General features: G+C 69.0%; 23 protein-coding genes and 2 pseudogenes. 13 read left to right on the forward strand and 12 right to left on the reverse strand.

All coding sequences use genetic code 11. The features are described from left to right. Nucleotides 1-32: 32 nt before the first annotated feature. Nucleotides 33-446 carry a F420-dependent biliverdin reductase gene (locus A5773_RS07230; RefSeq protein WP_066949040.1) on the reverse strand — a complete coding sequence of 138 codons (414 nt, stop codon included), beginning with the start codon at nt 444-446 and terminating at the stop codon, nt 33-35. Between the two features lie 35 nt (nt 447-481). On the opposite strand from A5773_RS07230, the gene A5773_RS07235 reads away from it, so the two are divergent. Genes A5773_RS07235 through A5773_RS07250 form a run of 4 tightly spaced genes read left to right on the forward strand, consistent with a single transcriptional unit; the run spans nt 482 to nt 3,880 of the window. Further along, nucleotides 482-1,231, forward strand: coding sequence for an SDR family NAD(P)-dependent oxidoreductase (locus tag A5773_RS07235; RefSeq protein WP_067790355.1), 750 nt, complete (start codon nt 482-484; stop codon nt 1,229-1,231). Then, nucleotides 1,228-2,400 carry a bifunctional cobalt-precorrin-7 (C(5))-methyltransferase/cobalt-precorrin-6B (C(15))-methyltransferase gene (locus A5773_RS07240; RefSeq protein WP_066949027.1) on the forward strand — a complete coding sequence of 391 codons (1,173 nt, stop codon included), beginning with the start codon at nt 1,228-1,230 and terminating at the stop codon, nt 2,398-2,400. The genes A5773_RS07235 and A5773_RS07240 overlap by 4 nt, the downstream gene beginning before the upstream one ends. Then, complete coding sequence (gene cobM / locus A5773_RS07245) at nt 2,397-3,152, forward strand: precorrin-4 C(11)-methyltransferase (RefSeq protein WP_066949157.1); 756 nt, start codon at nt 2,397-2,399, stop codon at nt 3,150-3,152. The genes A5773_RS07240 and cobM overlap by 4 nt, the downstream gene beginning before the upstream one ends. Continuing rightward, on the forward strand, nt 3,149-3,880 hold the full coding sequence (locus A5773_RS07250) for a cobalt-precorrin-6A reductase (protein WP_197507861.1): 732 nt from the start codon (nt 3,149-3,151) through the stop codon (nt 3,878-3,880). The genes cobM and A5773_RS07250 overlap by 4 nt, the downstream gene beginning before the upstream one ends. Here the strand turns inward: A5773_RS07250 and sigC are convergent. After that, entirely contained in the window at nt 3,877-4,434 is a 558-nt protein-coding gene (sigC, locus tag A5773_RS26475; protein WP_231989093.1) for an RNA polymerase sigma factor SigC, read from the reverse strand. The genes A5773_RS07250 and sigC overlap by 4 nt on opposite strands. Nucleotides 4,435-4,563: 129 nt before the next feature. Continuing rightward, nucleotides 4,564-5,340 (reverse strand): annotated as a pseudogene (locus tag A5773_RS26640) (DUF2275 domain-containing protein); the annotation flags it as partial. A 43-nt stretch (nt 5,341-5,383) separates the two neighbouring features. Here A5773_RS26640 and A5773_RS07260 point away from each other — a divergent pair. After that, nucleotides 5,384-6,967: a PPE family protein gene (locus tag A5773_RS07260; protein ID WP_067790361.1), complete on the forward strand. Its 1,584-nt coding sequence runs from the start codon at nt 5,384-5,386 to the stop codon at nt 6,965-6,967. Here the strand turns inward: A5773_RS07260 and A5773_RS07265 are convergent. The 3 genes from A5773_RS07265 to cobG are packed head-to-tail and all read right to left on the reverse strand — an operon-like array spanning nt 6,964 to nt 10,170. Continuing rightward, nucleotides 6,964-8,445, reverse strand: coding sequence for a precorrin-2 C(20)-methyltransferase (locus tag A5773_RS07265; protein WP_067790364.1), 1,482 nt, complete (start codon nt 8,443-8,445; stop codon nt 6,964-6,966). The genes A5773_RS07260 and A5773_RS07265 overlap by 4 nt on opposite strands. Then, the gene (locus A5773_RS07270; RefSeq protein ID WP_067790367.1) at nt 8,442-9,068 is read right to left on the reverse strand and encodes a precorrin-8X methylmutase; all 627 of its coding nucleotides are present in this window, start codon (nt 9,066-9,068) and stop codon (nt 8,442-8,444) included. Before A5773_RS07270 ends, A5773_RS07265 begins: the two co-directional genes overlap by 4 nt. A 4-nt stretch (nt 9,069-9,072) precedes the next feature. Beyond that, nucleotides 9,073-10,170 carry a precorrin-3B synthase gene (cobG, locus tag A5773_RS07275; RefSeq protein WP_067790370.1) on the reverse strand — a complete coding sequence of 366 codons (1,098 nt, stop codon included), beginning with the start codon at nt 10,168-10,170 and terminating at the stop codon, nt 9,073-9,075. Between the two features lie 126 nt (nt 10,171-10,296). On the opposite strand from cobG, the gene A5773_RS07280 reads away from it, so the two are divergent. Both A5773_RS07280 and cobN read left to right on the forward strand, forming a co-directional pair. Then, on the forward strand, nt 10,297-10,965 hold the full coding sequence (locus tag A5773_RS07280; protein WP_067260888.1) for an alpha/beta hydrolase: 669 nt from the start codon (nt 10,297-10,299) through the stop codon (nt 10,963-10,965). A gap of 3 nt (nt 10,966-10,968) precedes the next feature. Continuing rightward, a complete protein-coding gene (gene cobN / locus A5773_RS07285; protein WP_067790373.1) occupies nt 10,969-14,580 on the forward strand; it encodes a cobaltochelatase subunit CobN in 3,612 nt (1,203 codons plus the stop codon). Between the two features lie 165 nt (nt 14,581-14,745). On the opposite strand, the gene A5773_RS07290 is transcribed toward cobN, so the two are convergent. Genes A5773_RS07290 through A5773_RS07305 form a run of 4 tightly spaced genes read right to left on the reverse strand, consistent with a single transcriptional unit; the run spans nt 14,746 to nt 18,587 of the window. Beyond that, the gene (locus tag A5773_RS07290) at nt 14,746-15,549 is read right to left on the reverse strand and encodes an SDR family NAD(P)-dependent oxidoreductase (protein ID WP_066949004.1); all 804 of its coding nucleotides are present in this window, start codon (nt 15,547-15,549) and stop codon (nt 14,746-14,748) included. Between the two features lie 14 nt (nt 15,550-15,563). Next, nucleotides 15,564-16,217, reverse strand: coding sequence for a TetR/AcrR family transcriptional regulator (locus tag A5773_RS07295; RefSeq protein ID WP_066949154.1), 654 nt, complete (start codon nt 16,215-16,217; stop codon nt 15,564-15,566). 4 nt (nt 16,218-16,221) lie between these two features. Beyond that, nucleotides 16,222-17,367, reverse strand: coding sequence for a sulfotransferase (locus A5773_RS07300; RefSeq protein WP_066948994.1), 1,146 nt, complete (start codon nt 17,365-17,367; stop codon nt 16,222-16,224). After that, on the reverse strand, nt 17,364-18,587 hold the full coding sequence (locus A5773_RS07305; RefSeq protein WP_197505318.1) for a DUF1214 domain-containing protein: 1,224 nt from the start codon (nt 18,585-18,587) through the stop codon (nt 17,364-17,366). Before A5773_RS07305 ends, A5773_RS07300 begins: the two co-directional genes overlap by 4 nt. Nucleotides 18,588-18,710: 123 nt before the next feature. Here A5773_RS07305 and A5773_RS07310 point away from each other — a divergent pair, with 123 nt between their 5' ends. Together A5773_RS07310 and A5773_RS07315 are read left to right on the forward strand one after the other, a co-directional pair. Further along, nucleotides 18,711-19,097, forward strand: a complete 387-nt coding sequence (locus tag A5773_RS07310) for a PPOX class F420-dependent oxidoreductase (protein WP_066948991.1) — start codon at nt 18,711-18,713, stop codon at nt 19,095-19,097. An 8-nt stretch (nt 19,098-19,105) separates the two neighbouring features. Then, entirely contained in the window at nt 19,106-19,960 is an 855-nt protein-coding gene (locus A5773_RS07315; protein WP_067260639.1) for a type 1 glutamine amidotransferase domain-containing protein, read from the forward strand. Nucleotides 19,961-19,965: 5 nt separating this feature from the next. Here the strand turns inward: A5773_RS07315 and A5773_RS07320 are convergent, their stop codons facing one another. After that, entirely contained in the window at nt 19,966-20,673 is a 708-nt protein-coding gene (locus A5773_RS07320; protein WP_066948983.1) for a dienelactone hydrolase family protein, read from the reverse strand. 73 nt (nt 20,674-20,746) lie between these two features. On the opposite strand from A5773_RS07320, the gene A5773_RS07325 reads away from it, so the two are divergent. From A5773_RS07325 to lnt, 3 genes and pseudogenes are all read left to right on the forward strand, one after another. After that, complete coding sequence (locus tag A5773_RS07325; RefSeq protein WP_066948975.1) at nt 20,747-21,283, forward strand: FxsA family protein; 537 nt, start codon at nt 20,747-20,749, stop codon at nt 21,281-21,283. 96 nt (nt 21,284-21,379) lie between these two features. Beyond that, nucleotides 21,380-22,921, forward strand: coding sequence for an amidohydrolase (locus A5773_RS07330; RefSeq protein WP_066949148.1), 1,542 nt, complete (start codon nt 21,380-21,382; stop codon nt 22,919-22,921). A gap of 247 nt (nt 22,922-23,168) precedes the next feature. Further along, a pseudogene (gene lnt / locus A5773_RS07335) lies at nt 23,169-25,767 on the forward strand (apolipoprotein N-acyltransferase). On the opposite strand, the gene A5773_RS07345 reads toward lnt, so the two are convergent. Further along, nucleotides 25,742-26,077, reverse strand: a complete 336-nt coding sequence (locus A5773_RS07345) for an RNA polymerase-binding protein RbpA (protein WP_066948966.1) — start codon at nt 26,075-26,077, stop codon at nt 25,742-25,744. The pseudogene lnt and the gene A5773_RS07345 overlap by 26 nt on opposite strands. 170 nt (nt 26,078-26,247) lie before the next feature. On the opposite strand from A5773_RS07345, the gene A5773_RS07350 reads away from it, so the two are divergent. After that, entirely contained in the window at nt 26,248-26,607 is a 360-nt protein-coding gene (locus A5773_RS07350; RefSeq protein WP_082975613.1) for a hypothetical protein, read from the forward strand. Nucleotides 26,608-26,723: the final 116 nt, after the last annotated feature.

Consider the following 26,723-nt stretch of genomic DNA (forward strand, 5'->3'; position numbering starts at 1 on the left):
AGTAGCGGCTTGCGGCCTGCCCGACTCGGCCGCTACTGCTCGCCCCGGTCCAGCAATCCCGACGATCCCAACACCCGCTCCACCCGCACCTCGATAACCACCCGCCGCGGGTTGGGACGCGGGGTGCGATACCGCTGGGCGTACCGCAGTTCGGCATCGCGGACGGCGTCGCCATCGCTGTTCACCTTGGACCGGCCCTCGAGCGACAGCCACCGCGCGCCGTCGACCTGACTGAGTACCGCCACCCCGCCACGATCGGCGTTTACCGCCTTCTGCGAACCGCCGGTGGTGATGACCCGCGCGATGTGCGTCTTGGGATCGAACGTGAAGCCCACCGCCACCACATGGGGCGAATTGTCGGCTCGCAGCGTGGTCAGCATGGCCAGATGCCGTTCGGACAGAAACGCCAGCGCATCGTCGGTGAGCCGGGTAGTGGTATTCGCCATCACCGCCCACGCTAGCGCAGGCGATAATCGCACCCGTGGACGACACGGGCGCAGGACCAGTACTAATCCTGGGCGGACGCAGCGAGATCGGCATCGAGCTGGCGCGGTTACTGGCGCCCGGGGCGACCGTGGTGCTGGCCGCCCGCAAGGCCGATCAACTCGACGAGCAGGTCGCTGCGCTCAAAGCCGCCGGCGCGACGGCGGTGCACACCGAGGAGTTCGACGCAGACGACCTGGGGTCGCACGGGCCGCTGGTCGCCTCCGTCGTCGCCGATCACGGACCCATCGCCACGGCCGTGCTGGCGTTCGGAATCCTCGGCGACCAGTTCCGCGCCGAGACTGACGCCGCGCACGCGGTGGCCATCGTGCACACCGATTACGTCGCCCAGGTCAGCATGCTCACCCACTTGGCCACTGCCATGCGCAAAGCCGACAAAGGCGAACTGGTGGTGTTCTCCTCGATCGCCGGCGCGCGCGTGCGTCGCGCCAACTACGTCTACGGCTCGGCCAAGGCCGGCCTGGACGGCTTCGCCAACGGCCTGGCCGACGCCCTGCATGGCACCGGGGTCAAACTGCTGATCGCCCGTCCGGGCTTCGTGATCGGACGCATGACGCACGGTATGGATCCGGCGCCGCTGTCCAGCACCCCCGCGCAGGTGGCCAAGGCCACGGCGCGAGCGCTGGCGAAGGGCCGGCGGACCGTATGGATCCCGTGGGCGCTGGGGCCGGCCGCCGCCGTGATGCGGCTGCTGCCGCAGTTCATCTGGCGCAGGATGCCGCGATGATCATCGTGGTCGGCATCGGAGCCGACGGCATGGCTGGGCTCGCTGAAACGTCGTGTCGTGAATTACGAAGGGCCACAGTCATTTACGGGTCCAAGCGGCAACTCGACCTGCTCGACGACACCATCACCGCGCCGCGCCGGCAGTGGCCCTCCCCGATGCTGCCCGCCCTGCAGACCCTGCGAGACCGCCACGCCGAAGACATCCACGTGGTGGCCAGCGGCGACCCGCTCCTGCACGGCATCGGGGGCACGTTGATCCGGCTGTACGGACCGCAACAAGTCAGGGTGTTGCCGCATGTGTCCTCGGTGACGCTGGCCTGCGCGCGGATGGGCTGGAACCTTCACGACACGGAGGTGATCAGTTTGGTCACCGCGCAGCCGCACACCGCGGTTCGCCGCGGCGGCCAGGCCATCGTGCTGTCGAAAAACGCGGCCACACCCCAAGAACTCGCCGCACTCCTCGACGTGCATGGCCGCGGCGACTCCGAGTTCACCGTTCTGGAAAACCTCGGCGGCCCAACGGAACACCGTCGTGACGGCACCGCACGCCACTGGGCAGACAGCGCGTCGGCGGACGTCGACGACCTCAACGTCGTCGCCATCCGCTACCTGCCCGACGATCGCCTGTCGCCGCTGCCAGACGACGCGTTCGCCCACGACGGGCAGATCACCAAGCACGGAATCCGCGCGGTGACGCTCGCGGCGCTGGCCCCACGTCCGGGCGAACGGCTCTGGGACGTCGGTGCGGGCTCGGGCAGCGTCGGCGTCGAGTGGTGTTTGAGTTGGAGCGGTTGTAGCGCGGTCGCATTCGAACGTGACGAACAGCGGCGCCGCAACATCGGTTACAACGCAGCGGCGTTCGGCGTCGACATCGAAGTCCGCGGCGACGCCCCGGGAGCGTTTGACGGGCTCGAGCCACCGGCGGCCATCTTCATCGGCGGCGGCCTCACCCAGCCCGGTCTGCTCGATGCATGCCTCGACCACTTGCGCACCGGTGGTCGCCTCGTCGCCAATGCGGTCACCGCGGAATCCGAAGCGGCTCTAGCGCAGTCATATTCGCGTCTGGGGGGTCGGCTGCGGCGCTTCCAGCACTATCAGGGCGAGCCGCTCGGGGACTTCACCGGATGGCGCCCGCAGATGCCGGTCACCCAGTGGGCGGTGACGACATGACCGTGTATTTCATCGGTGCGGGTCCGGGCGCGGCCGACCTGATCACCGTCCGCGGCCAGCGGCTCCTTCAGCGATGCCCGGTGTGCCTGTATGCGGGTTCGATCATGCCCGACGACCTGTTGGCCCTGTGCGCACCCGGGGCGAAAGTCATTGACACCGGCCCGCTGACGCTGGAGCAGATCATCGCCGAACTGGCCGACGCCGACGCCGACGGCCATGACGTGGCGCGGCTGCACTCCGGTGACCCGTCGCTCTACAGCGCGCTGGCCGAGCAATGCCGCCGGCTCGACGCGCTGGGCATCGACTACGAAATCGTGCCCGGTGTACCGGCGTTCGCCGCGGCGGCGGCCGCGCTCAAGCGCGAGCTCACCGTTCCCGGTGTCGCGCAGACCGTAACCCTGAGCCGGGTCGCCACCCTGTCGACCGCCATGCCGCCCGGTGAAGACCTGATCGCGCTCGCCCAATCCGGCGCCACGCTGGTCCTGCATCTGGCCGCGGCCCAGATCGATGCCATCGTCCCGCAACTCCTTGAAGGCGGCTACCGACCCGAAACACCGGCTGCCGTTGTGGCTTTCGCCAGCTGGCCGCAGCAAGTGGTGCTGCGCGGCACGCTCGCCGACATCGCCGGGCAGATGCGGGGGGCCGGCGTCACCAAGACGGCGGTGATCGTCGTCGGCGATGTGCTGGCCGCCGAGGGATTCACCGACAGCTATCTGTATTCGACTGGGCGATCGCGGGGGAGCGGGCACTGATGCGGGTACTGCTGCTCGGCGGCACGGCCGAAGGGCGTGCGCTGGCGAAGGTCCTGCACCCACGCGTCGACATCGTCAGTTCCCTCGCCGGCCGGGTGCCCGACCCCGCGCTGCCGGTCGGCCCGGTCCGCGTCGGCGGCTTCGGCGGCGTCGACGGGCTACGGCGATGGCTGCTCGATGAACGCGTCGGCGCCGTCATCGATGCAACCCACCCGTTCGCGGCCACCATGACCGCACACGCTGCACAAGCCTGCGCTGAGCTGCAGATCCCGCATCTGGTGCTGGCCCGACCGGCGTGGGATCCCGGCGACGCAATAGTCGTCGACTCGGACACCAAAGCGGCGGAAGCCGTTGCAAAGCATGACTTCTCGCGGGTGTTTCTCACCACGGGACGCTCCGGGACGAGGGCATTCGCGGGCAGCGACGCATGGTTTCTGATCCGGGCGGTCACCGAACCCGACCCCGCGTCGCTGCCGCGCCGCCACCAGTTGGTGCTCTCCCGCGGCCCGTATCGTTACGACGACGAGCTCGCGCTGTTGCGCGAACACCGCATCGACGCCCTGGTCACCAAGAACAGCGGCGGGCAGATGACGCGGGCGAAATTGGATGCCGCTGCGGCACTGGGCATTCCGCTGGTGGTGGTGGCGCGCCCGCCGCTACCGGCAGGGGTGACGGCGGTCGGCAGCGTCGACGAAGCCGCGAAATGGCTAGCGGCGCTGCACAACTAGCCCGTCAGATCGTCGCGCTCGGCGTCGGCGGCCAGCAGCGCGTCGCGGGCGCGCGCGACGCGGGACCGGATGGTGCCCACCGGGCAGCCGCACACCGCGGCGGCGTCGGCGTAGGGCAGTCCGAGCAATTGGGTGAGCAACAAAGCTTCTCGTTGCTCGGGGGTGAGGCTCGCGATCATCGTCGTCACCTCGACCAGGTCTTCGAACCCCCGGGCGTGGCGGTCACCGCGCAGAACGTGTTCCGGGTCGGCGCCGAGGGCGGCGCGCGGCCGCGACTGCACGTGGCGGATGTGGTCGGCCACGACGCGGCGCGCAATGGAGAGCAGCCAGGTCCGGGCGCTCGAGCGCCCGGAGAACCGTTCGATGGCGCCAATCGCGCGCAGGAACGTCTCCTGGGTGAGGTCGTCGGCGCTGCCCGCGTCGGACAGATATGTGACAAACCGCCACACGTCTTGCTGGGTGGCTTTGATGAAACTCTCTAGCGCCCGGTCATTCCCACGCGCGGCGGCCAACGCGAGTTCGGTAACGGCCTCGTCATCGCTGGGCGCGACCATGGCGAACCACCTTTGTTTCGCGGGCGGACTGAGTCTACGACGGCCTGTCGTAGGGGCTGCGGTGGGGTCGAGGGCCGCCCGGTTGATGGGCCAGAGGTGACCGCGTCGCCGGGCGACCGGGGAGTCCGCCGACCAGTCGGCGTCGTCCGCCGTGTCGGAGGCGCCGGCTCGGTCTGATCGGACCCGTTCCCGCGCCACCAGCAGCGCGAACGCGAGGCCCAGGAGCAAGGGCATGTGGCTGGCGATCCGCGTTGCCGTGACGTCGCCCGCGAAGGCGTCGACGATTACGTATCCCAACAGTGCGACGGAATAGACCCCCGTAATCGCCGCCACGCCAATCGCGGTGACGGGCCAGACACCCGCGGCAACCATCGCCAGGCCCAGGGCCAGCAACCAGGCGGTGGACTCGTGCATCAGGTGCTCACCGGACATCGCGCCGTGCATGTGGCTAGACACCATCCCGAAATCGATGCCGCTGATCTGGGCGGCAGCGATCGCCACCTGGAACACGCCGACACCGATCAGGCCCCATCGCCGGTAGTGCGAGCGAAGCCAGCGCATCCGGCGCTGGCGCCCGGACGACTCCTCGCCGATGCTCGCCATGATCTTCGTGACCAGGTCGGGCCCGTCGGCCGGCTCGACCGTGGCCAGCCGGCGAGTCTGGGCCGCGGCGCCGATGAGCCAGGAGCGGCAACGTCGGCACGATTCGAGATGGGCGTCGACCTGCTGCGCGAGCACCTGGGGACGTTCGCCGTCCAGTCGAGCCGAAAGCGCCTCACGCACCGCGTCACACCGCATCCCTGCATCGTTGCGCATGCCCGGTCCGCGCGCAAAGACCAGGGAAATCAGACGGCGGGAACTAAACCGTCCGGCAAACCGACCACTGAACGTCAACAGCCCCGACATTCACCGAAGAGGTATTCGTGTTCGTGCCCGAAGGCCACCGACGATGACCGCCCCGATCTGGATCGCCTTCCCGCCTGAGGTGCACTCGACGTTGCTCAGCAGCGGCCCCGGACCCGGGCCGCTGCTCGCCGCCGCCGCGACATGGTCGGAGATGGGCACTCAATACGGCGAGGCGGCAGACGAACTCACCGGCTTACTGGGCGCCGTGCAGGGCGGTGCATGGGAGGGCCCCAGCGCCGAACAGTACGTCGCGGCCCACGCCCCGTACCTGGGCTGGCTGCTTGAAAGCTCCGCCAAGAGCGCGACCGCGGCAGCGCTGCACGAGACGGCGGCCGACGCTTACACCGCGGCCCTGGCCGCCATGCCGACGATGCCTGAGCTCGCCGCTAACCATGCGACCCACGCGGCGTTGGTGGCGACGAATTTCTTCGGCATCAACACCATCCCCATCGCCGTGAACGAAGCCGAATATGCGCGCATGTGGGTGCAAGCCGCCGCGACCATGACCACCTACCAGGCCGTCAGTGAATCGGCCCTCGCGGCGGTTCCTGCCACCGCGCCGGCGCCGGCGATCGTCATCCCGGGAGCGGAGGCGAGCGTCGCGAGTCTGCAGGCGGCCGACACCCAGCAGCAGGCGACGCAGACCTATCCGTCCTGGCAGGACCAGCTCACGGCGTGGCTGCAGCAGTACACCAAGAATTTCGCCTGGCCGGTGTCCAAAGACCTCAATCCCGGTGGCTGGCCGTTCCCGCCGATGCCTTTCGTCAACGGTCTCGCCTCCTTCTTCGGTCAGTTGGGTTTCTCGCCGGCCCTCTCCAGCGCGCTCGGCTGGGCGATTTTCCACACGCTGATGATCTTCTGGCCCTTCATGCAGGCCGCGATCCAGATGGCCGTGGTGCTGGCCCCAATGGTCGTCTCCGTCCTGGGCGCCGCCGCGGCAGGGGGAGCGGCGGCGGCGGTCACCGCGGTCAGTGTCGCGGCCCCGCTCTCGGTCGCCCCGCCGCTGCCCGCTTCCGGGCCGGCACCGGCGCCGATGGCGTCCGCGGCGAGTCCGACCATCAGCACCGCGCCGGCAAGCGTGAGCAACGCTCCGACGATGTCCAGCTCGCCGGCACCGACGGTGGCCTCGCCGGCCGGCGCCGGACCCGTCGGCGGCGGGCCGGGCGCCGGTTTCAGTCCCACGGCCACGGACGGCATCGGCGCGGGCATGTCCGATGCCTTGTACGCGGTGGGACTGTCGGGGCTTGCGGCGCGCGGCAGCGCGAGCGGGCGGGCGCGCCGCAAGTCCGAGGAGCCCGTGCCCGACGACGTCGACGCGCCCGCCGCCGCCGCGGCGGCGGCAGCGGCCAAGAAGAAGGCAAGGGCGCGTCGGCGCCGCGCCGGGACCGCCACGGACCGCGCGTACCGCTACGAATTCATGGACCTCGACGAGGACTCGGGCGTGGAGGGCGAAGACGCGGACACTGTGCGCGACTCGGGTCAGGGCGCGGGACCGCTCGGATTCGCCGGGGCGGCAACGAAATCCGGTGTCACCCAGCCCGCCGGGTTGGCGACGCTGACCCGCGACGGGTTCAGCGATGGCCCCACCGTACCGATGCTGCCCAGCAGCTGGGGCAGCAAGGATTAACCGACCGGATAGCGCCTTGGTGTGAACACCCGGTCGCCGGAATCGCTTGCGTGCCACTGGGTTTGCGAGGAACCGACGATCAGCAGACAGCGCATGTCCACCTCGCCGGGGTCGAGATCGGCCAGCCGCACCACGCGGACGTCCTCGTCGGGCCCAGAAACACTGCGGCCGATCACTACCGGCGTCCCGGGCTCGCGATGTTCCAGCAGCAGGTCGCGCATCGCGCCGACCTGCCAGGTTCGCGTCTTGGACGCCGGGTTGTAGATGGCCAGCACGAGATCGGCGGCGGCCGCGGCGGCCAGGCGCTGCGAGATGATTTCCCACGGCTTGAGCCGGTCGGACAGCGAGATCACCGCGTAGTCGTGGCCTAACGGAGCGCCGACGCGGCTGGCGACGGCCTGTGCGGCCGTCATCGCCGGAATGACCCGGACCCGCACTCCCGGCCACTCTTTGGCCTCTTCGAGCACGGCGGTGGCCATCGCGAAGACTCCCGGATCGCCGGACGACACCACCGCCACGGCCCGCCCTTGCTCGGCCAACGTGCACGCCAGCCGGGCGCGCTCCGGTTCGTCGGTGTTGTCGCTGGGGTGCCGCCGCTGGCCGTCGCGCACCGGGACGCGGTCCAGGTAGCCGCCGTAGCCGATCAGGTCGGTGGCGGTGGCCAGCTCGCGCCGGCTCTGCGGCGTCATCCAGTCGCTGTCGCCGGGCCCCAGACCCACCACCGCGACGGTGCCGGCATGGGGCGACCGCCGTCCGCGGCGCCCACCCGGCAACATGGCCAGCGAGAAGTACGGCACGCCCGCCTCGTCGACGTCGGCGGCGGGCATGATGCGCTGCCCGCCGGTGCTGGCGCGCTCGACGTAATAGGCGTCGTCAAGCTGCCCAGACGCCGAAAGCGCTTCGCGCACAGCATGATACGAACGACCCAGCTTTAGCACCACGGCGGCGTCGGCGTCGGCCAGGCGGCGGGTCAGGTCGGCGACGGGCAGGGTGCCCGGCAACACTGAGAGCACCTCGTCACCGGCCACCAACGGCGTCGCGATGGCCGCCGAGGCGGCGCTCACCGACGTCACTCCCGGCACGATGATGGCGTCGAACCGCTGCGTCAGCCGGGTGTGCAAGTGCATGTACGAGCTGTAAAAGAGCGGATCGCCCTCGGCGAGCAGCGCCACATTGCGGCCCGCGTCGAGGTGGGCGGCGATGCGGGCGGTCGCTTCGACGTAGAAGTCCTCCAGCGCCCCCGCGTAGCCGCCGGGGTGGTCGGTCACCTCGGTGGTCACCGGGTAGACCAGGTGCTCCTCGATCTGGCCGGGCCGCAGGTACGGTTCGGCGATGCCGCGCGCGATGCTGCGGCCGTGCCGGGCGCTGTGGTAGGCCACCACATCGGCCTCGCCGATCACCCGCGCCGCCTTGACGGTCACCAGTTCCGGGTCGCCGGGACCCAGCCCGACTCCCCATAGCGTTCCCCGGGCGGTCATTCGCGGTCGCTCGCGATCGCGTTGACGGCCGCGGCGGCCATGGCGCTGCCGCCGCGGCGGCCCCGCACCACCAGATAGGACATCCCGCGCGGATGGTTGATGAGCTCCTGCTTGGATTGGGCCGACCCGACGAATCCGACCGGACCGCCCAGCACCCCGGCCGGCGGGGAAACCCCTTCGTCGATCAGCTCGAGCAGCCGGAACAGCGCGGTCGGTGCGTTGCCGATCGCGAGCACGGCGCCGGGTAGCCGGTCGGCCCACAGCTCCACCCCGGCCGCCGATCGAGTGGTGTTCCGGCGCGCCGCCAGCTCGGCTGCGCGCGGATCGGCCACCAGCGACACCACCTCGTTGCCGGCCGGCAGCCGCGCACCGGTGACTCCAGCCGCCACCATCGACGAATCGCACAGCACCGGGGCGCCGCCGCGCAGGGCGGCACCGACGCGCGCGACGACGTCGTCCGTATAGGCGACATGCTCAGCGACATCGACCTGTCCGCAGGTGTGGATCAACCGGACCACCACCCGCGCGATGTCATCGGGGAACGGGGTCAGGTCGGCTTCGGCGCGAATGGCCGCGAACGACTGGCGGTAGATCTCAGCAGCGTCGCGGATGTAGTCGAGCACCCGATTACCGTAGCTGGCGGTATCCGTCGCCAGTCGCCAGCAACACCTCGCCGGTCAACGGACTGCCGCAGGCGCGGTCGCAGCCGACGAAGTGGCGATGTACCCCCGAGTCCGCGTCCAGCGCCTGGGCGGCGTCGGCCCGCACATCGGCGACCGAATGCGCGCACCCGGGACTGCCGGTGCAGGCGCTGACGTTCAGCCAGGGGGAGTTCTCGTCGAAGACCAGACCCAATGGCGCCAACACCCTCAGCGCGACGTCGGCGACGGCCTCGTCGAGATCGCACACGAACACCGATCGCCACGGCGTGATCACCAGCGGGGCCTCGATCGCCGCCAGGTATTCCGCGACGCTCGCGGACAGCACTCCCAGCGGCACCGCGGCGCCGAGCGCCACCCGGCCGTCATCCTGGTTGATCCAGCCAACCGGGGGTCTGGTGACCGCGGGAAAGCGGGCGGCACCGAGCTCGACTCCGGGCAGCAAGGCTTCGGTATCTTCCAATTCCTTGATGCGCCAAGCGGTTCCGCGCGTGGTTGCAAAGCGGTTCGCGATGACGATCAGCGTCTCGACCACCTCGCTGGCCGCGAGCCGGACACCCGTGTCGCGTCCGGTAAGCAGCAGCGCGCAGCCGTCGGGGAGGGCGTGCACGCCGACATCGGCGCACAGGCCCGATACGTCGGCGCGCCCGTCATCGAAGCTGAACCAGAATCGGCCGCCCATCTCGGCAAGGCCGGGCTCGGCGCGGATGGCCGCGTCCAGCTCGGCCACCCACGGCCGGACGTCGAGATTCCCGCCGGCGCGGCCGGACAGCGGCGACGCGACGATATTGCGGACCCGCTCGTGGGTCTCCGACGGCAACAGCCCGGCGTGGGCGATCGCCTCGGCGGCCGCCGCCACGTCGGTGATGCCGCGCACCTGCACGTTGCCGCGCGCGGTGAGCTCCAGCGTCGACGAGCCATATGCCCTCGCCACGTGTGCCAGCGCCGCCAGCTGAGCGGCCGTCAGCATGCCGCCGGGCAGCCGGATCCGCGCCAAGGCACCGTCGGCCGCCCGGTGCACCTGCAGCGCACCTGGGCAAGCGTCGGCGTCGCGGGCTCTGGCCATGTGCCCACGGTACCGAGGGGTCCCGATCTCGCGCCGAACGTGCACTCACGGCGAGATTTCGGCGGTTTTTCGCCCTGAGTGCACGTTCGAGATTGAAGCCTCGCCGACCTGGGCACCCTCGTGCCCGTGCAGACAGTGGAGTACGCACCAACACGTTTCGCGGATGTCTACGGCGACTCGACCCGGCCCACCGTCCTGTTGTGGCACGGCATGCAGACCGACGCCCGCGCCGCATTCGGCCCTCTGGCCGGCATGCTTGCCGACCGCGGCGCGGCGGTGGTTGCGCCGGACTGGAACTCGCACGCCGACGACGGCGGGCGCGGGGATCTGCTCCGATCGCTCGACTTCGCCCGCAACTTCGCCGACGCCCCCGACAACATCGTCCTCGTCGGGTGGTCGATGGGAGGTGTCGCCGCGGCGGCCCTGACGCTGCGGGGCGACGCGCAATTGGCGCACACCGTGTGCCTGGCGGGCGCATTCATGGTCCCCGACCCGATCTTCGGTCGGCGCGTCGACGACGACCTGTCGGCCGGCCCTGTCGGCGCACCGTTCACGTTGCTGCACGGCCTGGCTGATGACGTGGTTCCCGTGACGGCCAGCAGGGAGTTCGCCGAAAGCCTGCAACGGGTCGGGTGGCCGGTCGAGTTGGTGGAGCTGGCGGCCGACCACGGCTCTATCGCCGGCGCCGACTACGACCCGGTCGCCGACCGCTATGAGCCCGGCACCAGCGACGAGGCATTGCGGGTGGCCGGAGAGGTCGCCGCCCGCATCGCGGCGACGCTGCTGTACGAATGAGGGGTGGCTGAGCCGACCGTCCTGCTGCTGTCGACATCCGATACGGACCTGATCAGCGCCCGTGCCAGCGGCAAGAACTATCGGTGGGCCAACCCGTCACGCCTGGACGAGAGCGAGCTCCCGGCGCTGCTGGTCGACGCCTCGATCGTGGTGGTCCGGATCCTCGGCGGTTACCGCGCCTGGCAGAGCGGCATCGACGCGGTCATCGCCAGCGGGGTGCCGACGGTGTTGGTCAGCGGCGAGCAGGCTGCGGACGCAGAATTGACCGGCCTGTCCACGCTGGCCGCCGGCATCGCGGTGCAGGCGCACATCTACCTGGCGCACGGCGGCGTGGAAAACCTGCGCCAGCTGCACGCCTTCCTGTCCGACACCGTGCTGATGACGGGTTTCGGGTTCAGCCCGCCGGTGGTCACGCCGACCTGGGGCGAGCTGGAGCGGGCCGCGGGCGACGGCGACGGTCCCACGATCGCCGTGCTGTACTACCGCGCGCAGCAACTGGCCGGCAACACCGGCTACGTCGAGGCGCTGTGCCGGGCCATCGAGGACGCCGGCGGGCGCCCGATGCCGGTTTACTGCGCATCGCTGCGCACCGCCGAACCCGAACTGCTGCAACGGCTGGGCGACGCCGACGCCATGGTGGTCACGGTGCTGGCCGCCGGGGGACTGAAGCCGGCCGCGGTGTCGGCCGGCGGCGACGACGACAGCTGGAACGTCGAACACCTTGCGGCCCTGGACATTCCGATCCTGCAGGGACTCTGCCTGACCAGCTCCCGCGCACAGTGGAGCGAAAACGACGACGGGCTCAGCCCACTCGACGTCGCCACCCAGGTGGCGGTGCCCGAGTTCGACGGCCGCATCATCACCGTCCCGTTCTCCTTCAAAGAGATCGACGACGACGGGCTGATCTCCTATGTCGCCGACCCGGAGCGATGCGCGCGGGTCGCAGGCCTGGCCGTCCGGCATGCGCGGCTGCGCGACGTCGCCCCGGCCGACAAGCGGGTGGCCCTGGTGTTTTCGGCCTACCCCACCAAGCACGCGCGGATCGGCAACGCGGTCGGCCTGGACACGCCCGCCAGTGCGGTCGCGCTGCTGCGGGCCATGCGCGAGCGTGGGTACCAGGTGGGTGAACTGCCCGGGGTCGATGCCAACGACGGGGACGCGCTGATCCACGCCTTGATCGAGCGTGGCGGCCAGGACCCCGACTGGCTCACCGAAGGGCAGCTCGCCGGCAACCCGATCCGGTTGTCCGCCAAGGATTATCGCGATTGGTTCGCCACCCTGCCCGCCGCGCTGACGGACGCGGTGACACAGCATTGGGGCCCGCCGCCCGGCGACCTGTTCGTGGACCGTACCGGCGACCCCGACGGTGAAATCGTCATCGCCGCAATGCAAGCGGGCAACCTGGTGCTGATGGTGCAGCCGCCCCGCGGCTTCGGGGAGAACCCGGTGGCGATCTACCACGACCCGGACCTGCCGCCCAGCCACCACTATCTGGCCGCCTATCACTGGCTGGACACCGGATTCGGCTCGCACGCCGTGGTGCACCTGGGCAAGCACGGTAACCTGGAATGGCTACCCGGCAAGACACTGGGCATGTCGGCGGCCTGCGGGTCCGATGCCGCGTTGGGCAACCTGCCCCTGATCTACCCCTTCCTGGTCAACGACCCAGGAGAGGGCACCCAGGCCAAGCGACGGGCGCACGCGGTGCTCGTCGACCACCTCATCCCGCCGATGGCGCGTGCCGAAACCTACGGCGACATCGCCCGTTTGGAACAGCTGCTCGACGAGCACGCGAACGTCGCCGCGCTGGACCCCGGCAAGCTGCCCGCCATCCGCCAGCAGATCTGGACGCTGATCCGGGCCGCCAAAATGGACCACGATCTCGGGCTGACCGAGCGGCCCCCGGAGGACTCGTTCGACGACATGCTGCTGCATGTCGACGGCTGGCTCTGCGAGATCAAGGACGTCCAGATCCGCGACGGCCTGCACATCCTGGGCCAAAAGCCCTCCGGGGAAGTCGAACTCGACCTCGTGCTGGCAATACTGCGGGCCCGCCAACTGTTCGGTGGCGAGCAGACCCTCCCCGGGTTGCGGCAGGCACTGGGCCTCGCGGAGGACGGCACCGACGAACGCACCTCGGTCGACCAGGCCGAAGCCACGGCGCGCGAACTCGTTGCCGAGCTGCAGGCCAGCGGCTGGGATCCCGAAGCCGCCGAACGCATCACCGAGGAGACCGAGGTGGCGGCCGTGTTGCGGTTCGCGGCCACCGAGGTGGTGCCCCGGCTCGCCGGAACGGCCGCCGAGATCGAGCAGGTGCTCAACGCGTTGGACGGCCGGTTCATCCCGGCCGGCCCCTCCGGCTCCCCGTTGCGCGGCCTGATCAACGTGCTGCCCACCGGCCGCAACTTCTACTCCGTCGATCCCAAGGCGGTTCCGTCGCGGCTGGCCTGGGAAGCCGGTGTGGCCCTGGCGGATTCGTTGCTGAGTCGCTACCGCAACGACCACGGGCGATGGCCGCAATCGGTGGGACTCTCGGTGTGGGGCACCTCGGCGATGCGCACCTCCGGCGACGACATCGCCGAAGTGCTTGCGCTGCTGGGTGTCCGACCGGTCTGGGACGACGCGTCGCGTCGAGTCGTCGACCTGACGCCGATCCCACTGGCGGAGCTGGGCCGGCCCCGCATCGACGTAACCGTGCGGATCTCCGGGTTCTTCCGGGACGCCTTCCCGCACGTCGTGACGATGCTCGACGACGCGGTACAGCTGGCCGCCGGTCTTGAAGAGCCCGCCGACGACAACTACGTCCGCGCGCACGCACAGGCCGACCTAGCCCAGCACGGCGATCAACGTCGCTCCACCACAAGAATTTTCGGATCCAAGCCGGGCACCTACGGCGCCGGGCTGCTGCAGCTGATCGACAGCCGCAACTGGCGCGACGACGCCGACCTGGCGCAGGTGTACACGGCGTGGGGAGGGTTCGCCTACGGCCGCAACCTGGACGGCCGCGAGGCGGTCGACGACATGAACCGCCAATACCGTCGGATCGCCGTGGCCGCCAAGAACACCGACACCCGCGAACACGACATCGCCGACTCCGACGACTACTTCCAGTACCACGGCGGCATGGTGGCCACGGTCCGCGCGCTGACGGGGCAGGCGCCCGCCGCTTATATCGGCGACAACACCAGACCGGACGCGATCCGCACCCGCACGCTGTCCGAGGAGACCACCCGGGTGTTCCGGGCCCGCGTCATCAATCCGCGCTGGATGGCCGCGATGCGGCGGCATGGTTATAAGGGCGCGTTCGAAATGGCGGCGACCGTTGACTACCTGTTCGGCTACGACGCCACCGCCGGGGTGATGGCCGACTGGATGTACGAGCAGCTCACCGAGAGTTACGTGCTGGATCCCGAGAACCGAAAGTTCATGGCCGAGTCCAACCCGTGGGCGCTGCACGGCATGGCCGAACGCCTGCTGGAGGCAGCCGGCCGCGGTATGTGGGAACAGCCGCAACCGGAGACCCTCGACGGGCTGCGGCAGGCGCTGCTGGAGACCGAGGGTGACCTCGAGGGCTGGCGCTCAGTCAGGAGTTTGCGCGAGTCGGCAGCGAGGTGACCGGGACCGGCGGCAGCGGTGTCGTCGGCAATGTCCACCCATGCCACCTTCACCAAGAACGGCCTGCCGAAGCCGACGCCAATCTGCGTCGCCACCGAACGTGCGGTTGGCCGCACCTTCGGCATCGAACGTGCGGCTGGCCGCACACTCGGCACGGCTGAAACCTCAGATGAAGTCCGATCCGCCGTCGACGTTGACGGTGGCCCCGGTGACATAGCCGTTTCGCCGCGACACGAGGTAGGCGGTAATCGAAGCGACCTCTTCGGGAAGTCCGGCGCGGCCGAGATCGCAGGGCTGGTGAAAGTTGTTGTCGATCCAGCTCATGACGTCGACCGGGTCGGTGGCGTCGAGGCCCTCGGCGGCAAGGATGTCTTTGAGCGCCTCGGTGAAGCTGGCCGTCACGATCGTCCCAGGACATATGCAGTTGACTAGAATGCCGTCCTTGGCAAGGCTTTTCGACAAGTTCTTGGTGACGCTGGCAAGTGCCGCCTTCGACGCCGTATAGGCGACGATGCGCGGGTTCTGGCGCTGAATCGAATGTGCGGCCAGCGTCACGATGCGGGCCCAATCCGCGGTCCGCAGCAGCGGCAACGATGCTCGGATCGATCTGACGCCCGACATGGTGCCGAGCGCAAACGCCTCGTCCCACTCCGCGTCGTCCATCTGCTCGAAATAGCCGTCGCCGGGTCCAATGGTGTGGACCAGACAATTCAGTCGACCCCAACGCTCCGAGATCGTCGCAAAGGCATCACTGATGGACTGGGCATCAGCCATGTCGACGCTGATTCCCACGGCGTCCGGGGCGCCGGCCGCGCGCAGTGCTGTGACCGCGGTGTCGAGCGCACCGCGGCCCCTGGCCATCACGGCCACGCTGGCTCCCTCGGCCGCAAGGGTTTCGGCAATGGCCAGACCCATCCCTTTGCTCCCGCCGGTGACCACGGCGGTCGACCCCACGAAACCGAGATCCATCATCGACTCCTTCGCTACGAGTTTTTGGAGCAAATCCGCTCGATCGCTTCCGCCGTCACGCCCAGCCCGCTCAGGCAGAAGCGCACACTGCGCCGGCGGAGATCGTCGCGGTCACAATCGCCGGCCGCCCACTGTTGGTGAATGCCCGCCCAGACCACCCCGTGAATGAATTGGGCGTCGGTCGCCGGATCGATGTGGTGAAACATTCCGTTGTCCATGCCGCGCTGAAGTGTGTCGCTGAGTGGTTCGAGGATCTCGGCGTATGCGGGCCGAACGAGAATGGGGGAGGCGAACATCTGGGATTGAGCCTCCATCGACAGGCGGCGCAAGTCAGCACCGATGGTTTCGTCGAACGCCAGGTCGAGTCGGCCGTCAATCCACGCCGCCACCGCCTCGATGTCCGTGGTGGCACGGCTCATTCGGCGCCGTAGGCGCCGTTTCTCGACGCGCGCGTTCTCCAGGAAGACGGCGGCAATCAATTCGTCTTTGGAGGCGAAATGCCGATAGAACGCGCGTGTGCTCAATCCTGCCCGTTCCAGCACGGCGGTGATACCGAGCCCGCGAACTCCATCCTCGCGCAAAGCGATCGACGCGGCCTGCAGGATCTCGCGGCGTACGGCCGGGTCGGGGCCCAGCTTGTCGCGTCGCCGCGTGCGGGGAGCGGTCATGTCGTCAGCCGGTCGCATCGTAGCTGGCGAGGTAGTCGGCGAACCGTTCGCGAACGCCGTCGGGTGTCAAGCCGTAGTCGGTCAGCTCATAGTCATGCGCGCCACGGGAGCCGGGTCTGTGCCCTTTGGCCCATTGCTCTACGGAAGCCATCGTGGCGTCGGTGAAGCTCAAACCCAAGGCCTCGTAGCTGGTTCGCAGGGTGCGCACGGGATCGGTCTGCAGATCGGCGAACGAGACGTCTGCGAATCGGTCGTCACCGGCGCGGCCGCGGAAATCCATTGCCCGCCGGACGGCTTCAACCCAGCTGTTGACTTGTTCGGCACCGAGTTCGTTAGCGTCGTTGCGGTCGCTGCTCCAGCTGCGCACGTACTGAATGAGGCTGCATACCGACCCCATCACCTTCGCCGGGTCACGGTGGCTCCAAAGGAATTTCGCGTTCGGGTAGGCCTCGACGAGCGCGTCGAGTGCGAACATGTGCACGGGCGTCTTGAGGTGCCATAGCACCGGCGGACAATGCCATTGCAACAGCTTGAGCACTCGCCGGTGAAAGGTGTAGGTCCCGCGCATGTCGCAGTCCATCAACCACGCGAGATAACCGGGCGCGCGAACGGCGCCGTCGAAGTGAAAGGTGCGAAAGCTCATTCCCATCAGGTCCTGGCATTCGGTCGGTGCCGTTGGCTCGGAGTTGTACAGCGTCTTCATGAGCGGGAACATGTCATCGAGCATCTTCAGGCCGGCCTCGGCCTGTGCGATCCGCGGATCGGTGTGTTGGGTCGCGGCCTCCGGCGGCGGGGTGGGGGCTTGCGATTCCCACATCCGTAGCGACCGGAATTGCGGGTCGGCGGCCACCAGCTGACTCAAAGCGGTGGTCCCGGTGCGGGGTAACCCGATCACGAATACGGGGCCGTCGACCACCTCGTCGTCGAGCTCGGGGTGGCGGGCGTAGGTGTCCTCGATCTTGAGGCGCTGAATCAAGGCGTTACTGATGGTGGCGTGCTGGATGATCCGGCCCATGTCGTTGAGGTCGGCCTCGGTGTTCAGCGCATCGACGATGCGTTCGAGCCCCTCGCGATAGTAGGGCGAACCGAAATCCTCGAGACCCGTTGCGGCGCGGGCGCCGTCTTCCAACTTGTCGGCATCGAACATCATTGTGCAAACCTCTTGTGCACGGCTTGGCGACGCGCCGCGAGGACGGACCGGCGCTCTTCTGGAGTGACTTTTGCGGTATTCGGAGGTAACTCCGAATCAATCTCGCCGAAGGGCACGACGCGGGTGGTCGGCGTCGGCGCCGTCTCGGTGCGCACACAGCGCAGGATGATCGGGCCGTTGCTGTGGCCGGCGGTGTCGAGCCAATTGGCGACGCCCGGATCGTCAGAGCACAGCACCAAGCGCACGATGCCATCGTCGTCCACTACGGCCTGATGGGCATTGAGGCTGGACTGGTGGCGCCCGTAATGGATCGTCTCCCACCACGGATTGCCGATGGAGAAGCTCCAGTAAATACCTTGGGGCGGCTTCACTTCCACGATGAGCGCCTCATTCGGGCCCAGCTCCCACCGGCCGATTACCGGCCTGTTCTCCGCCGCCGCACCTATATCTGTGCGGTCGATCGGCGGCAGGAATCCGTTGGGCGGTGCCGCGGCGCCGAATTGCAGGAAGAACGCCAGATTGTCGCCGACGAAGTCACCGAGCGCAGTGATCTGCCGCGACACCACCATGTCCGGATCAACTGATGGGCCGTCGGTTTGCACCGCGTCGCCGATTCGCTCGATGCGCAGCGACGAGGCCACCTCGGTGTCCCAGTCGTAGAAGAAGTGCCGCACCGTCAACGTGGGATGGTCTCCCTCGATGCGCATCCAATTGCCTGGTCGGTCATCGGCTGACAGCACGACCTCGAAGTTGCCATCCGCATCCACGTCGAGCTCATCCACCAGTTCGTTCGCTGTCGCGGCGACGCCGTTCATTGTCTGCAGCCCGACGTACCTCGCGGTCCCTCGATTCCCGAACAGCCGATAACTCTCGCCGCCGCGCAACACCGCACGGGTGTAGAGGCAGTCGGGGCACTCCATGCCCCAGGTCACCAGGTCGTCAGTGCTGGTACGGCGCACGCTCAGAACCGGGTGCGGATCGAACCGCAGCACCTCGTCGATTCCGGCGGCAAGCAACACCAACAGATGCCGGATGCCGGCAGCGACGTCGATTCGGTTTCGACTTGCCGGGTCGGATTCGACGGTCTGTGCGGCTGCCCGTAGCCGGACCAGCAGATGGGACCACGCCTGAGAAAGGTCTACATTGCCGACTTCTTCCGACAACGCCGCCTCTGCGATTGAGAACGGCAGCCACGCCAGCGGTGTTCTCGGCTCGCTCACGTTCTCCGCTTCCGTCGTGCCGGCAGTCTTAACTGAAAATAATATTTTCGGTTAAGGGTGCCATGACTATCGCAGTGACCGCTCACGATGTCAATGACGGGTCGTGCAGCGTAGGTTGTTACCGTGACGCCCGCATTCGCCGATCTCGCCAAGGCGCAGTACATCCTGTTGACCACCTTCACCAAAGACGGCAAGGCCAAGCCGACGCCGATTTGGGCGGCCGCCGACCAAGACCGGCTCCTGGTCATCACTCAGGAAAAGTCCTGGAAGGTCAAGCGGATTCGCAACACTCCGAGGGTCACGCTGGCCACCTGCACCATGCAGGGCCGCCCGACCAGTGAGGCCGTCGAAGGCACCGCCGCGATACTGGACAAGTCGCAAACCGCCGTGGTGTACGACGCGATCGGAAAGCGTTACGGCATCGTCGGCAAGGTGTTCAATCTCTTCAGCAAGCTGCGCGGCGGCATGGAGAACAATGTCGGTCTCGAGCTGAGGGTGGCGCAGGCCTAGGGCGCCTCATGGGCACCGTTCTCGTTCCGATCCCGGACCGCGATTTCGACCCGACCGAGGTCGCCGTCAGCTGGCGCGTCTTGATCCGCAACGGTCATCGGGTGGTGTTCGCCACCGAAAGCGGATCGCCCGGTGCGGCGGACGACATCATGGTGAGCGGCCGCGGTTTGGACGTGTGGTCCGCCCTGCCGGTGCTGGGCGCCATCCCGGCGGTCGGGCTGATGCTGCGCGCGAACAAGGACGCGCGTAGCGCATACCGGGACATGTTGGCGTCAAACGAGTTTCAGCACCCAATCGCGTGGGCGCAAGCCGGTCTCGACGGAGTCGACGCCCTGCTGCTGCCCGGCGGGCATCGCGCCCGCGGCATGCGCAGCTATGTCGACAGCGACGTCCTGCACCGGCTCGTCGTCGACGCCTTCAAGCGGGGGGTCGTCGTCGCCGCCATATGTCACGGCGTGCTCCTAGCCGCGCGCAGCGTCGACCCCGCGACGGGTCATTCGGTGCTCTACGGACACAAGACCACCGCGTTGACATGGGCGATGGAGGGCCTGGCGTGGCGATTGACGCGGTTCACCCGATTCTGGGATCGAAACTACTACCGCACCTACACCGAGCAGCCCGGCCAGCCCCGCGGCTACATGTCCGTGCAGTCGGAAGTGACTCGCGCACTTGAAAATCCGACGGATTTCTGCGACGTCGTGCGCGGTTCGCCGGGCTGGCGGCGCAAATCCTCCGGGATGTCACGCGACACCGCGACCGACTCGCGGCCTGCGTTCGTCGTCGACGACGGCAGCTACGTGTCGGCGCGTTGGCCGGGAGATACGCACACGTTCGCGACGGTTTTGTCGCGAAAGCTGGTGTGACGCAATTACGTCGTCGCGCCCGATGCCAAATGTTCGCCGAAGAACGCGAAGACCCGGCGCCAGGCGTCCTCGGTGGCGTCCGCGTCGTAGCCGAAACCGGTAATCCGCAGTAGTGGCTGGGCGGGCAGTTCGTTGGCGAAGCTGTGGCCGACACCGGGGTAGACCTTCACGTCGGCGGTGATGTTCTTGTCGGCGATGGTCTCGCGCAGCTTCTCGGGCGCGCCCCGTCCCAGCGGGTCACGGGCGCCGAAGCTGGCCACTATGGGGCACGCCCCATCGAGCGTCCTGTCGAGGTTGCGGGGCAGGGGAGCGCCGTAGAACGGCGCCGAGGCGCCGAAACCCTTGGGCGACATGACCAAAGCGAACTGGCCGCCCATGCAGAAACCCGCGATGCCGACCTGACCGGAACATTCGGGCATGGCTTTCACGTGGTCGCGGGCCGCGAGGATGTCGTCCAGGGCACGGCCGCGCTGTGTCTGCAGCTCCTTCATCACCCGGGTGATGCAGCGGATGCGGCCGCCCCGCGCGTACATGTTCGGGGTGATCGCCACGTAGCCGGCCTGCGCGATGCGCTTGTTCGTCGACTCCTTGTCCCTGCCGTATCCGAACGCGTCGTGAATCACGACCACGCCGGGCCACGGGCCTTCACCGCTGGGAAGGTCCAGCAGCGCGTCGATCGGTCCGGCGGGCGTGTCGATCTCAATCGTGGTCATAGCGTCATCTAACTGCAATCGCCCCGGACACCACCATGGGAACTTCGACGCAGTTGGCGGACGTTGGCTGTACATGCTGTCACGGCTGTTTCTCGTCTACGCCGCCGTCGAGCTGGCGGCGACCATCGCCCTGGTTGCGACGATCGGTTGGGGTTGGACGCTGCTGGCGCTGGCGGGCACCTTCCTGCTCGGATGGAGCCTTCTGGTGCCGGTGATGGGCTCGCACCTGGCCCGTCAGATCGGGCACCTGCGCTCCGGCCTGGCCGAACCGCGCACCGCGGTGCGAGACGGGACGTTGGTCACGCTGGCCACCCTGCTGGTCCTGGTGCCCGGACTGGTCACCACGGCCCTGGGGCTCCTGCTGCTGATGCGGCCCGTCCGCGCTGCGGTCGGCCCCGGTCTGGCCGCGGTCGCGATGCGTGGCCTACGACGGCGGGTGCCGCTGTTCGCCGACACGACGTTGTTCGCCGCAGGCGTGCGTCAGCGCGGCGGTGCTGCGGCGGACGACTACATCGACGGCGAGGTCGTGGACGTCCACGACATCAGGCCGCCCGCCCTACCGAACGAGCCGGTGCGGGGCGGATACCCGGGCCGGCCCGCCTGGGACTAACCACCGGCCCGCCACCACACGTAGTTTTGCCCTGTGAGCGACACGTTGCTGGTCAACGGCCGGGTGCACAGCCCGACCCATCCAGACGCCACCGCCATGGCGGTGCGCGACGGCGTGGTCGCCTGGCTGGGCAGCGATGACGTCGGCCGCAGCACGTTTCCGGGCGCGGACGTCGAGGACTTGAACGGCGGTTTCGTGGCGCCCGGCTTCGTGGACAGCCACATTCATCTGACCGCGACGGGCCTGACGCTCAGCGGGCTCGATCTACGCGCGGCGAGCTCGCGCGCGCAGTGCATCCAGATGCTCGCCGAGTACGCGGCAGCCCACCCCGGCCGTCCGGTGTGGGGGCATGGCTGGGACGAGACGTCGTGGCCCGAGAACTCCCCGCCGAGCACCGCCGACCTCGATGCCGTCCTCGGCGACCGCGCCGCCTACCTGTCCCGGGTCGACGTGCACTCGGCGCTCGCCTCGACGGGGTTGCGCCGGCTGGTCGCGGACCTACCGGCGGCGGTCGGCTTCGCCGCCGACCGGCCGCTTACCGGCGACGCCCACCACTTGGTCCGCGCCCTAGCCCGCGGCCTGTTGACGCCCGAGCAGCTGGCCGAGGCCCGCGCGGCCGCCCTGCGGGCCGCCGCGGCGGCCGGCATCGTCGCGGCGCACGAATGCGCGGGGCCCGAGATCGGCGGGCTGGACGACTGGCTGCGGCTGCGTTCCCTCGTTGCGGGTGTTCGAGGCGTCGAGGTGACCGGCTACTGGGGCGAGGCGGTGACCACGCCCGCACGGGCGCGCGCGCTCATCGAGGAGACCGGAGCCCGCGGGCTGGCCGGCGATCTCTTCGTGGACGGCGCGCTCGGGTCGCGCACCGCCTGGCTGCACGCGCCGTACGCCGACGCCGAGGACCGGCTCGGCACCTGCTACCTGGACCCCGACGCCATCGAGGCGCACGTGCGGGCGTGCACCGAGGCGACGGTGACCGCGGGCTTCCATGTCATCGGCGACGCCGCCGTCTCCGCGGTGGTCACTGCCTTCGAGCGGGTCGTCGCGCAACTCGGAGCCGTCGCCGTCGCCCGGTGCGGGCACCGCCTGGAGCACGTCGAAATGGTCACCGCCGAGCAGGCCGCCCAGCTGGGGCACTGGGGCGTCATCGCCAGCGTGCAGCCCAACTTCGATGCGTTGTGGGGTGGCCCCGAGGGCATGTACGCGCGCCGCCTCGGCGCCGAACGAGGCAGTCGGCTCAATCCGTTAGCGCTGTTAGCATCCCAAGGCGTGCCCCTCGCGCTTGGTTCCGACGCACCGGTAACAGGCCTCGACCCCTGGGCGAGCGTGCGCGCGGCGGTCAACCATTGGACCCCTGGCAGCGCGGTCTCCGCGCGCGCCGCGTTCGCCGCAGCAACCCGTGGTGGCTGGCGGGCCGCAGGCGTCCACGACGGCAAGATGGGGACACTGGTGCCCGGTGCGCCGGCCTCCTACGCCGTGTGGGACGCCGGGCCCCTCGACGTCCACGCACCTCGCGACGCCGTGCAGCGCTGGTCGACCGACCCGCGCGCCCGGGTGCCGGCCTTGCCGCGCCTGGGCCCGAACGACGCCCTGCCGCGGTGCCGGCGAACGGTGCATCGGGGCGCTGTCATCCATGGCTGAGGACTGGCCCGGCCGAAAGGACCGCGCTGAGGAAGCCGCTGAGGCCGACCCGACGGACGATGATCTTGCGGCGCGCCCCGATACCGAACCGGCCAGTGGCGACGCGGCTTCGGAGCGCGATGACAAGCCCGGAGAAGATGTCGACCCCTCGGAACCCGGCGCGCCACCGCTGACGAGCCGCATCGCGGCCGCAGCACGCCGGGTGGGCGCCGGAGCGCTCGCGCGGCTGCCTGCCGTCCGGGCCGCGATGCTGCCGCGGCTGACCCGCTTGGCCTGCGCCATAGCCGGCGGTGTCCTGCTCTTCACCAGCTTCCCGTCGCTGAACTGGTGGTGGGGCGCGGTCGTCGCGGCCGCGCTGCTGGCTTGGGTGCTCAAGCATCCGGCGACGACGCCGGCGGGCGGTTTGGGCTACGGGTTCCTTTTCGGGCTGGCGTTCTATCTGCCGCTGCTGCCCTGGATCAGCATGCTCGTCGGTGCCGTGCCCTGGATGGTGCTGGCCATGACGTGTGCGCTGTTTCCCGCCCTCTTCGGCCTTGGCGCCGTGCTCGTGCGGCAGCTGCCGGGCTGGCCGGTGTGGTTCGCGCTGGTGTGGACGGCCCAGGAGTGGCTGAAATCGATCGTCCCGTTCGGCGGCTTCCCATGGGGGTCGGTGGCATTCGGCCAGGCGCAGGGCCCCTTCTTGCCGTTGGTCCAGCTCGGCGGCGCCGCGTTGCTCTCGATGGCGATCGTGCTGGTTGGGTTCAGCGCGACCGCCATCGAGCTGGAGATCGTGAAGTGGTTGCACGCCGGTAAGCGGGCGCACCGCGGCGCCGACGAATCGGCGAACGCCGGTGCTGAACCGCCCGCGGTGGTGCTGCCGGGCGTCTGCATCTGCCTCGTGCTGTTCGCGTCCGTCGTCGTCTGGCCGCAGGTTCGGCACGCCGGCACAGGATCGGGCGGCGAACCGTCGGTCACCGTCGCGGTGGTGCAGGGGAATGTGCCGCGGCTGGGTCTCGACTTCAACGCGCAACGTCGGGCCGTGCTCGACAACCATGTCCGCGAGACCCTGCGGCTGGCGGAGGACGTGCGAGCGGGACAGGCGCCGCAACCCCAATTCGTCATTTGGCCAGAGGACTCCTCGGACATCGATCCACTGGTCAATGTCGACGCCGCGCTGGTGATATCGCAGGCCGCGACCGCGATCGGCGCACCGATCCTGATCGGCACCGTGTCGGAACTGCCCGGCAGCCCGCCGGAGAATCCGCAGTACACCAACACCATGATCGTGTGGAACCCGTCGACCGGACCGGCCGACCGGCACGACAAGGAAATCGTGCAGCCCTTCGGCGAATACCTGCCAATGCCGTGGTTGTTCAGCCATCTCTCCTCGTACGCCAACCGCGCCGGGAACATGGTGCCCCGGCCGGGCACGGACGTCGTGCACATCGCCGGGGTGCCGGTCGGGGTGGCCACGTGCTGGGAAGTGATCTTCAACCGCGTCCCGCGCAAAGCGGTCCTCAACGGTGCCCAGTTGCTCGCCGTGCCGAGCAACAACGCCACCTTCAACAAGACGATGAGCGAACAGCAGCTGGGATTCGCCAAGGTGCGCGCCGTTGAGCATGACCGATACGTGGTGGTCGCGGGCACCACCGGGATCAGCGCGGTGATCGCGCCGGACGGCGCCGAGCTGGTTCGCACCGACTTCTTTCAGCCCGATTACCTGGACATCCAGGTGCGCCTGAAGACGAAACTGACACCGGCGACACGTTGGGGTCCCATCCTGCAATGGCTCCTGGTCGCGGCGGCCGGAGCGGCAATCCTGGCCGGGATACGGCACAATGGATGGTTCCCGCGTCCGATTCGTCGGAGGTCCGAGCCCCCGGACGAATCCCCGAACGCCGGTACGCCCCCGGGCGAAACCCCGCCTGACGAGGGCGGCGACCAGGCGCCGCCGGAGGACGGCGGTGACTACACTCCGCTCCACGAGGGGGGCGAACGACCATCGCGACACATCGGGCGACACAGAGGAGCTACATGACCACCGGCCAGCCGGCGCCCCGGAACCCGGGGAATCGTCCCAGCGAGCGCGTCCTGGTGATCATCCCGACCTACAACGAGCGGGAGAACCTGCCGGTGATCCACCGGCGGCTGAAGGACGCCTGCCCGCACGTGCACCTACTCATCGTCGACGACAGCAGCCCCGACGGCACCGGCGATCTCGCCGAGGAACTGGCCGCCGCCGATGCGGGTCGCACCCACGTGATGCACCGCACCGCCAAGGACGGCCTGGGCGCGGCGTACCTGGCGGGCTTCGCCTGGGGTCTGAGCCGCGACTACTCGGTGCTGGTGGAGATGGATGCCGACGGCAGCCACGCGCCCGAGCAGCTCCACCGTCTGCTGGACGCGGTCGACGCCGGAGCCGACCTGGCCATCGGATCCCGCTACGTCGAGGGCGGGTCGGTGCGAAATTGGCCGTGGCGGCGCTGGGCGCTGTCGTGGACGGCCAACACCTATGCGCGGCTTGCCCTGGGAATCGGCGTCCATGACATCACCGCCGGCTACCGCGCCTACCGCCGAGAGGTCCTCGAGGCGATCGGCCTCGAGGCGGTGGACTCCAAGGGCTACTGCTTCCAGATCGACCTGACCTGGCGCACCGTGTGCAACGGGTTCGTCATCGTCGAGGTGCCGATCACCTTCACCGAGCGTGAACTCGGCGTCTCCAAGATGAGCGGATCCAACATCCGCGAGGCGCTGATGAAGGTCACCCGATGGGGCATAGAGGGCCGCAAGGCCCGCGCCGGCACCCAGCGCGCCGACAACCGCAGCTAAAGCGGTCGGGGGTCAGCCGCGGCGGCGTGACCGGATGATTTCGAGCCGCTCCTTGAGCAGCTCTTCGAGCTCCTCGACCGAACGGCGCTCCAGCAGCATGTCCCAGTGCGTACGCGGCGGCTTGACCTTCTTCGGCTCGGGCAGGTCGCCGTCGATCAGCGTGCCGTCCAGGCCGTTCTTGCAGGGCCAGGTGCCGGGAATCTCGGCGTCGTCGGCGAACGGAACCTCGAATTCCTCGCCGTTGTCCGTGCGGTACCGCGCGATCTGACGCGGCGCCAGGTCGTGGTTGCGGTCGGTCTCGTAGCTCACGGCTCCGAGGCGGCTGCCCCTAAGGACGCGATCAGCCATGTTGCTACTCCTCTAGGTCTTTTGAATTTTCGGGCTGCTGTAATGCAATTCTGTCCGCTTGGCAAACGTTGCGGCGGTCCGTGTAGTTCCCCGGTCGGCGGGGCGGCGTACGCGACGCGACCTTCAATGATACCGGGATGGCCGGGCAATCCCGACTAAAGTCGGCAGGCGTGAGCCGCCGTCCCCGCCCGCAGCCGTGTCGTTGGTGCGGTCGAGACGTCTCCGACGCCGGGATGGGACGGCGACGCCAGTACTGCCGCCAGTCGTGCCGGCAACGGGCATACGAACAACGTGCCTCGTTGACCCGGGGCGGCGCGGGGGCCTCACTGGCCTTGCCTCCCGACGCGGTGGTTCTCTCGGCCGACGACGCCGCCGACCTGTCCGACCGGGTCTACCAGGTGCGGTGCGCGGCCGAGGATGTCGCCACAGCCCTCGACGAGGGAGCGCAGGCGACCGAACTGCGCGAATTGTGCGACCAGCTGATCAGGGCCGCCCGGGCGGCAGACGGCTGGCGCCGGGTGGGCGTCTGAGCCGTCCTGACCACTGTCGATGCATAGCCGGGTACAGTCGCGCCATGGATGGCGCGTCAGTTGTATCCCGGCGTACCGGGGTCACGAGATGCCTCGACACCCGCGGGCGCAACGGC

The sequence above is a fragment of the Mycobacterium sp. 852014-52450_SCH5900713 genome, from assembly GCF_001667075.1.
Classification (GTDB): Bacteria; Actinomycetota; Actinomycetes; order Mycobacteriales; family Mycobacteriaceae; genus Mycobacterium.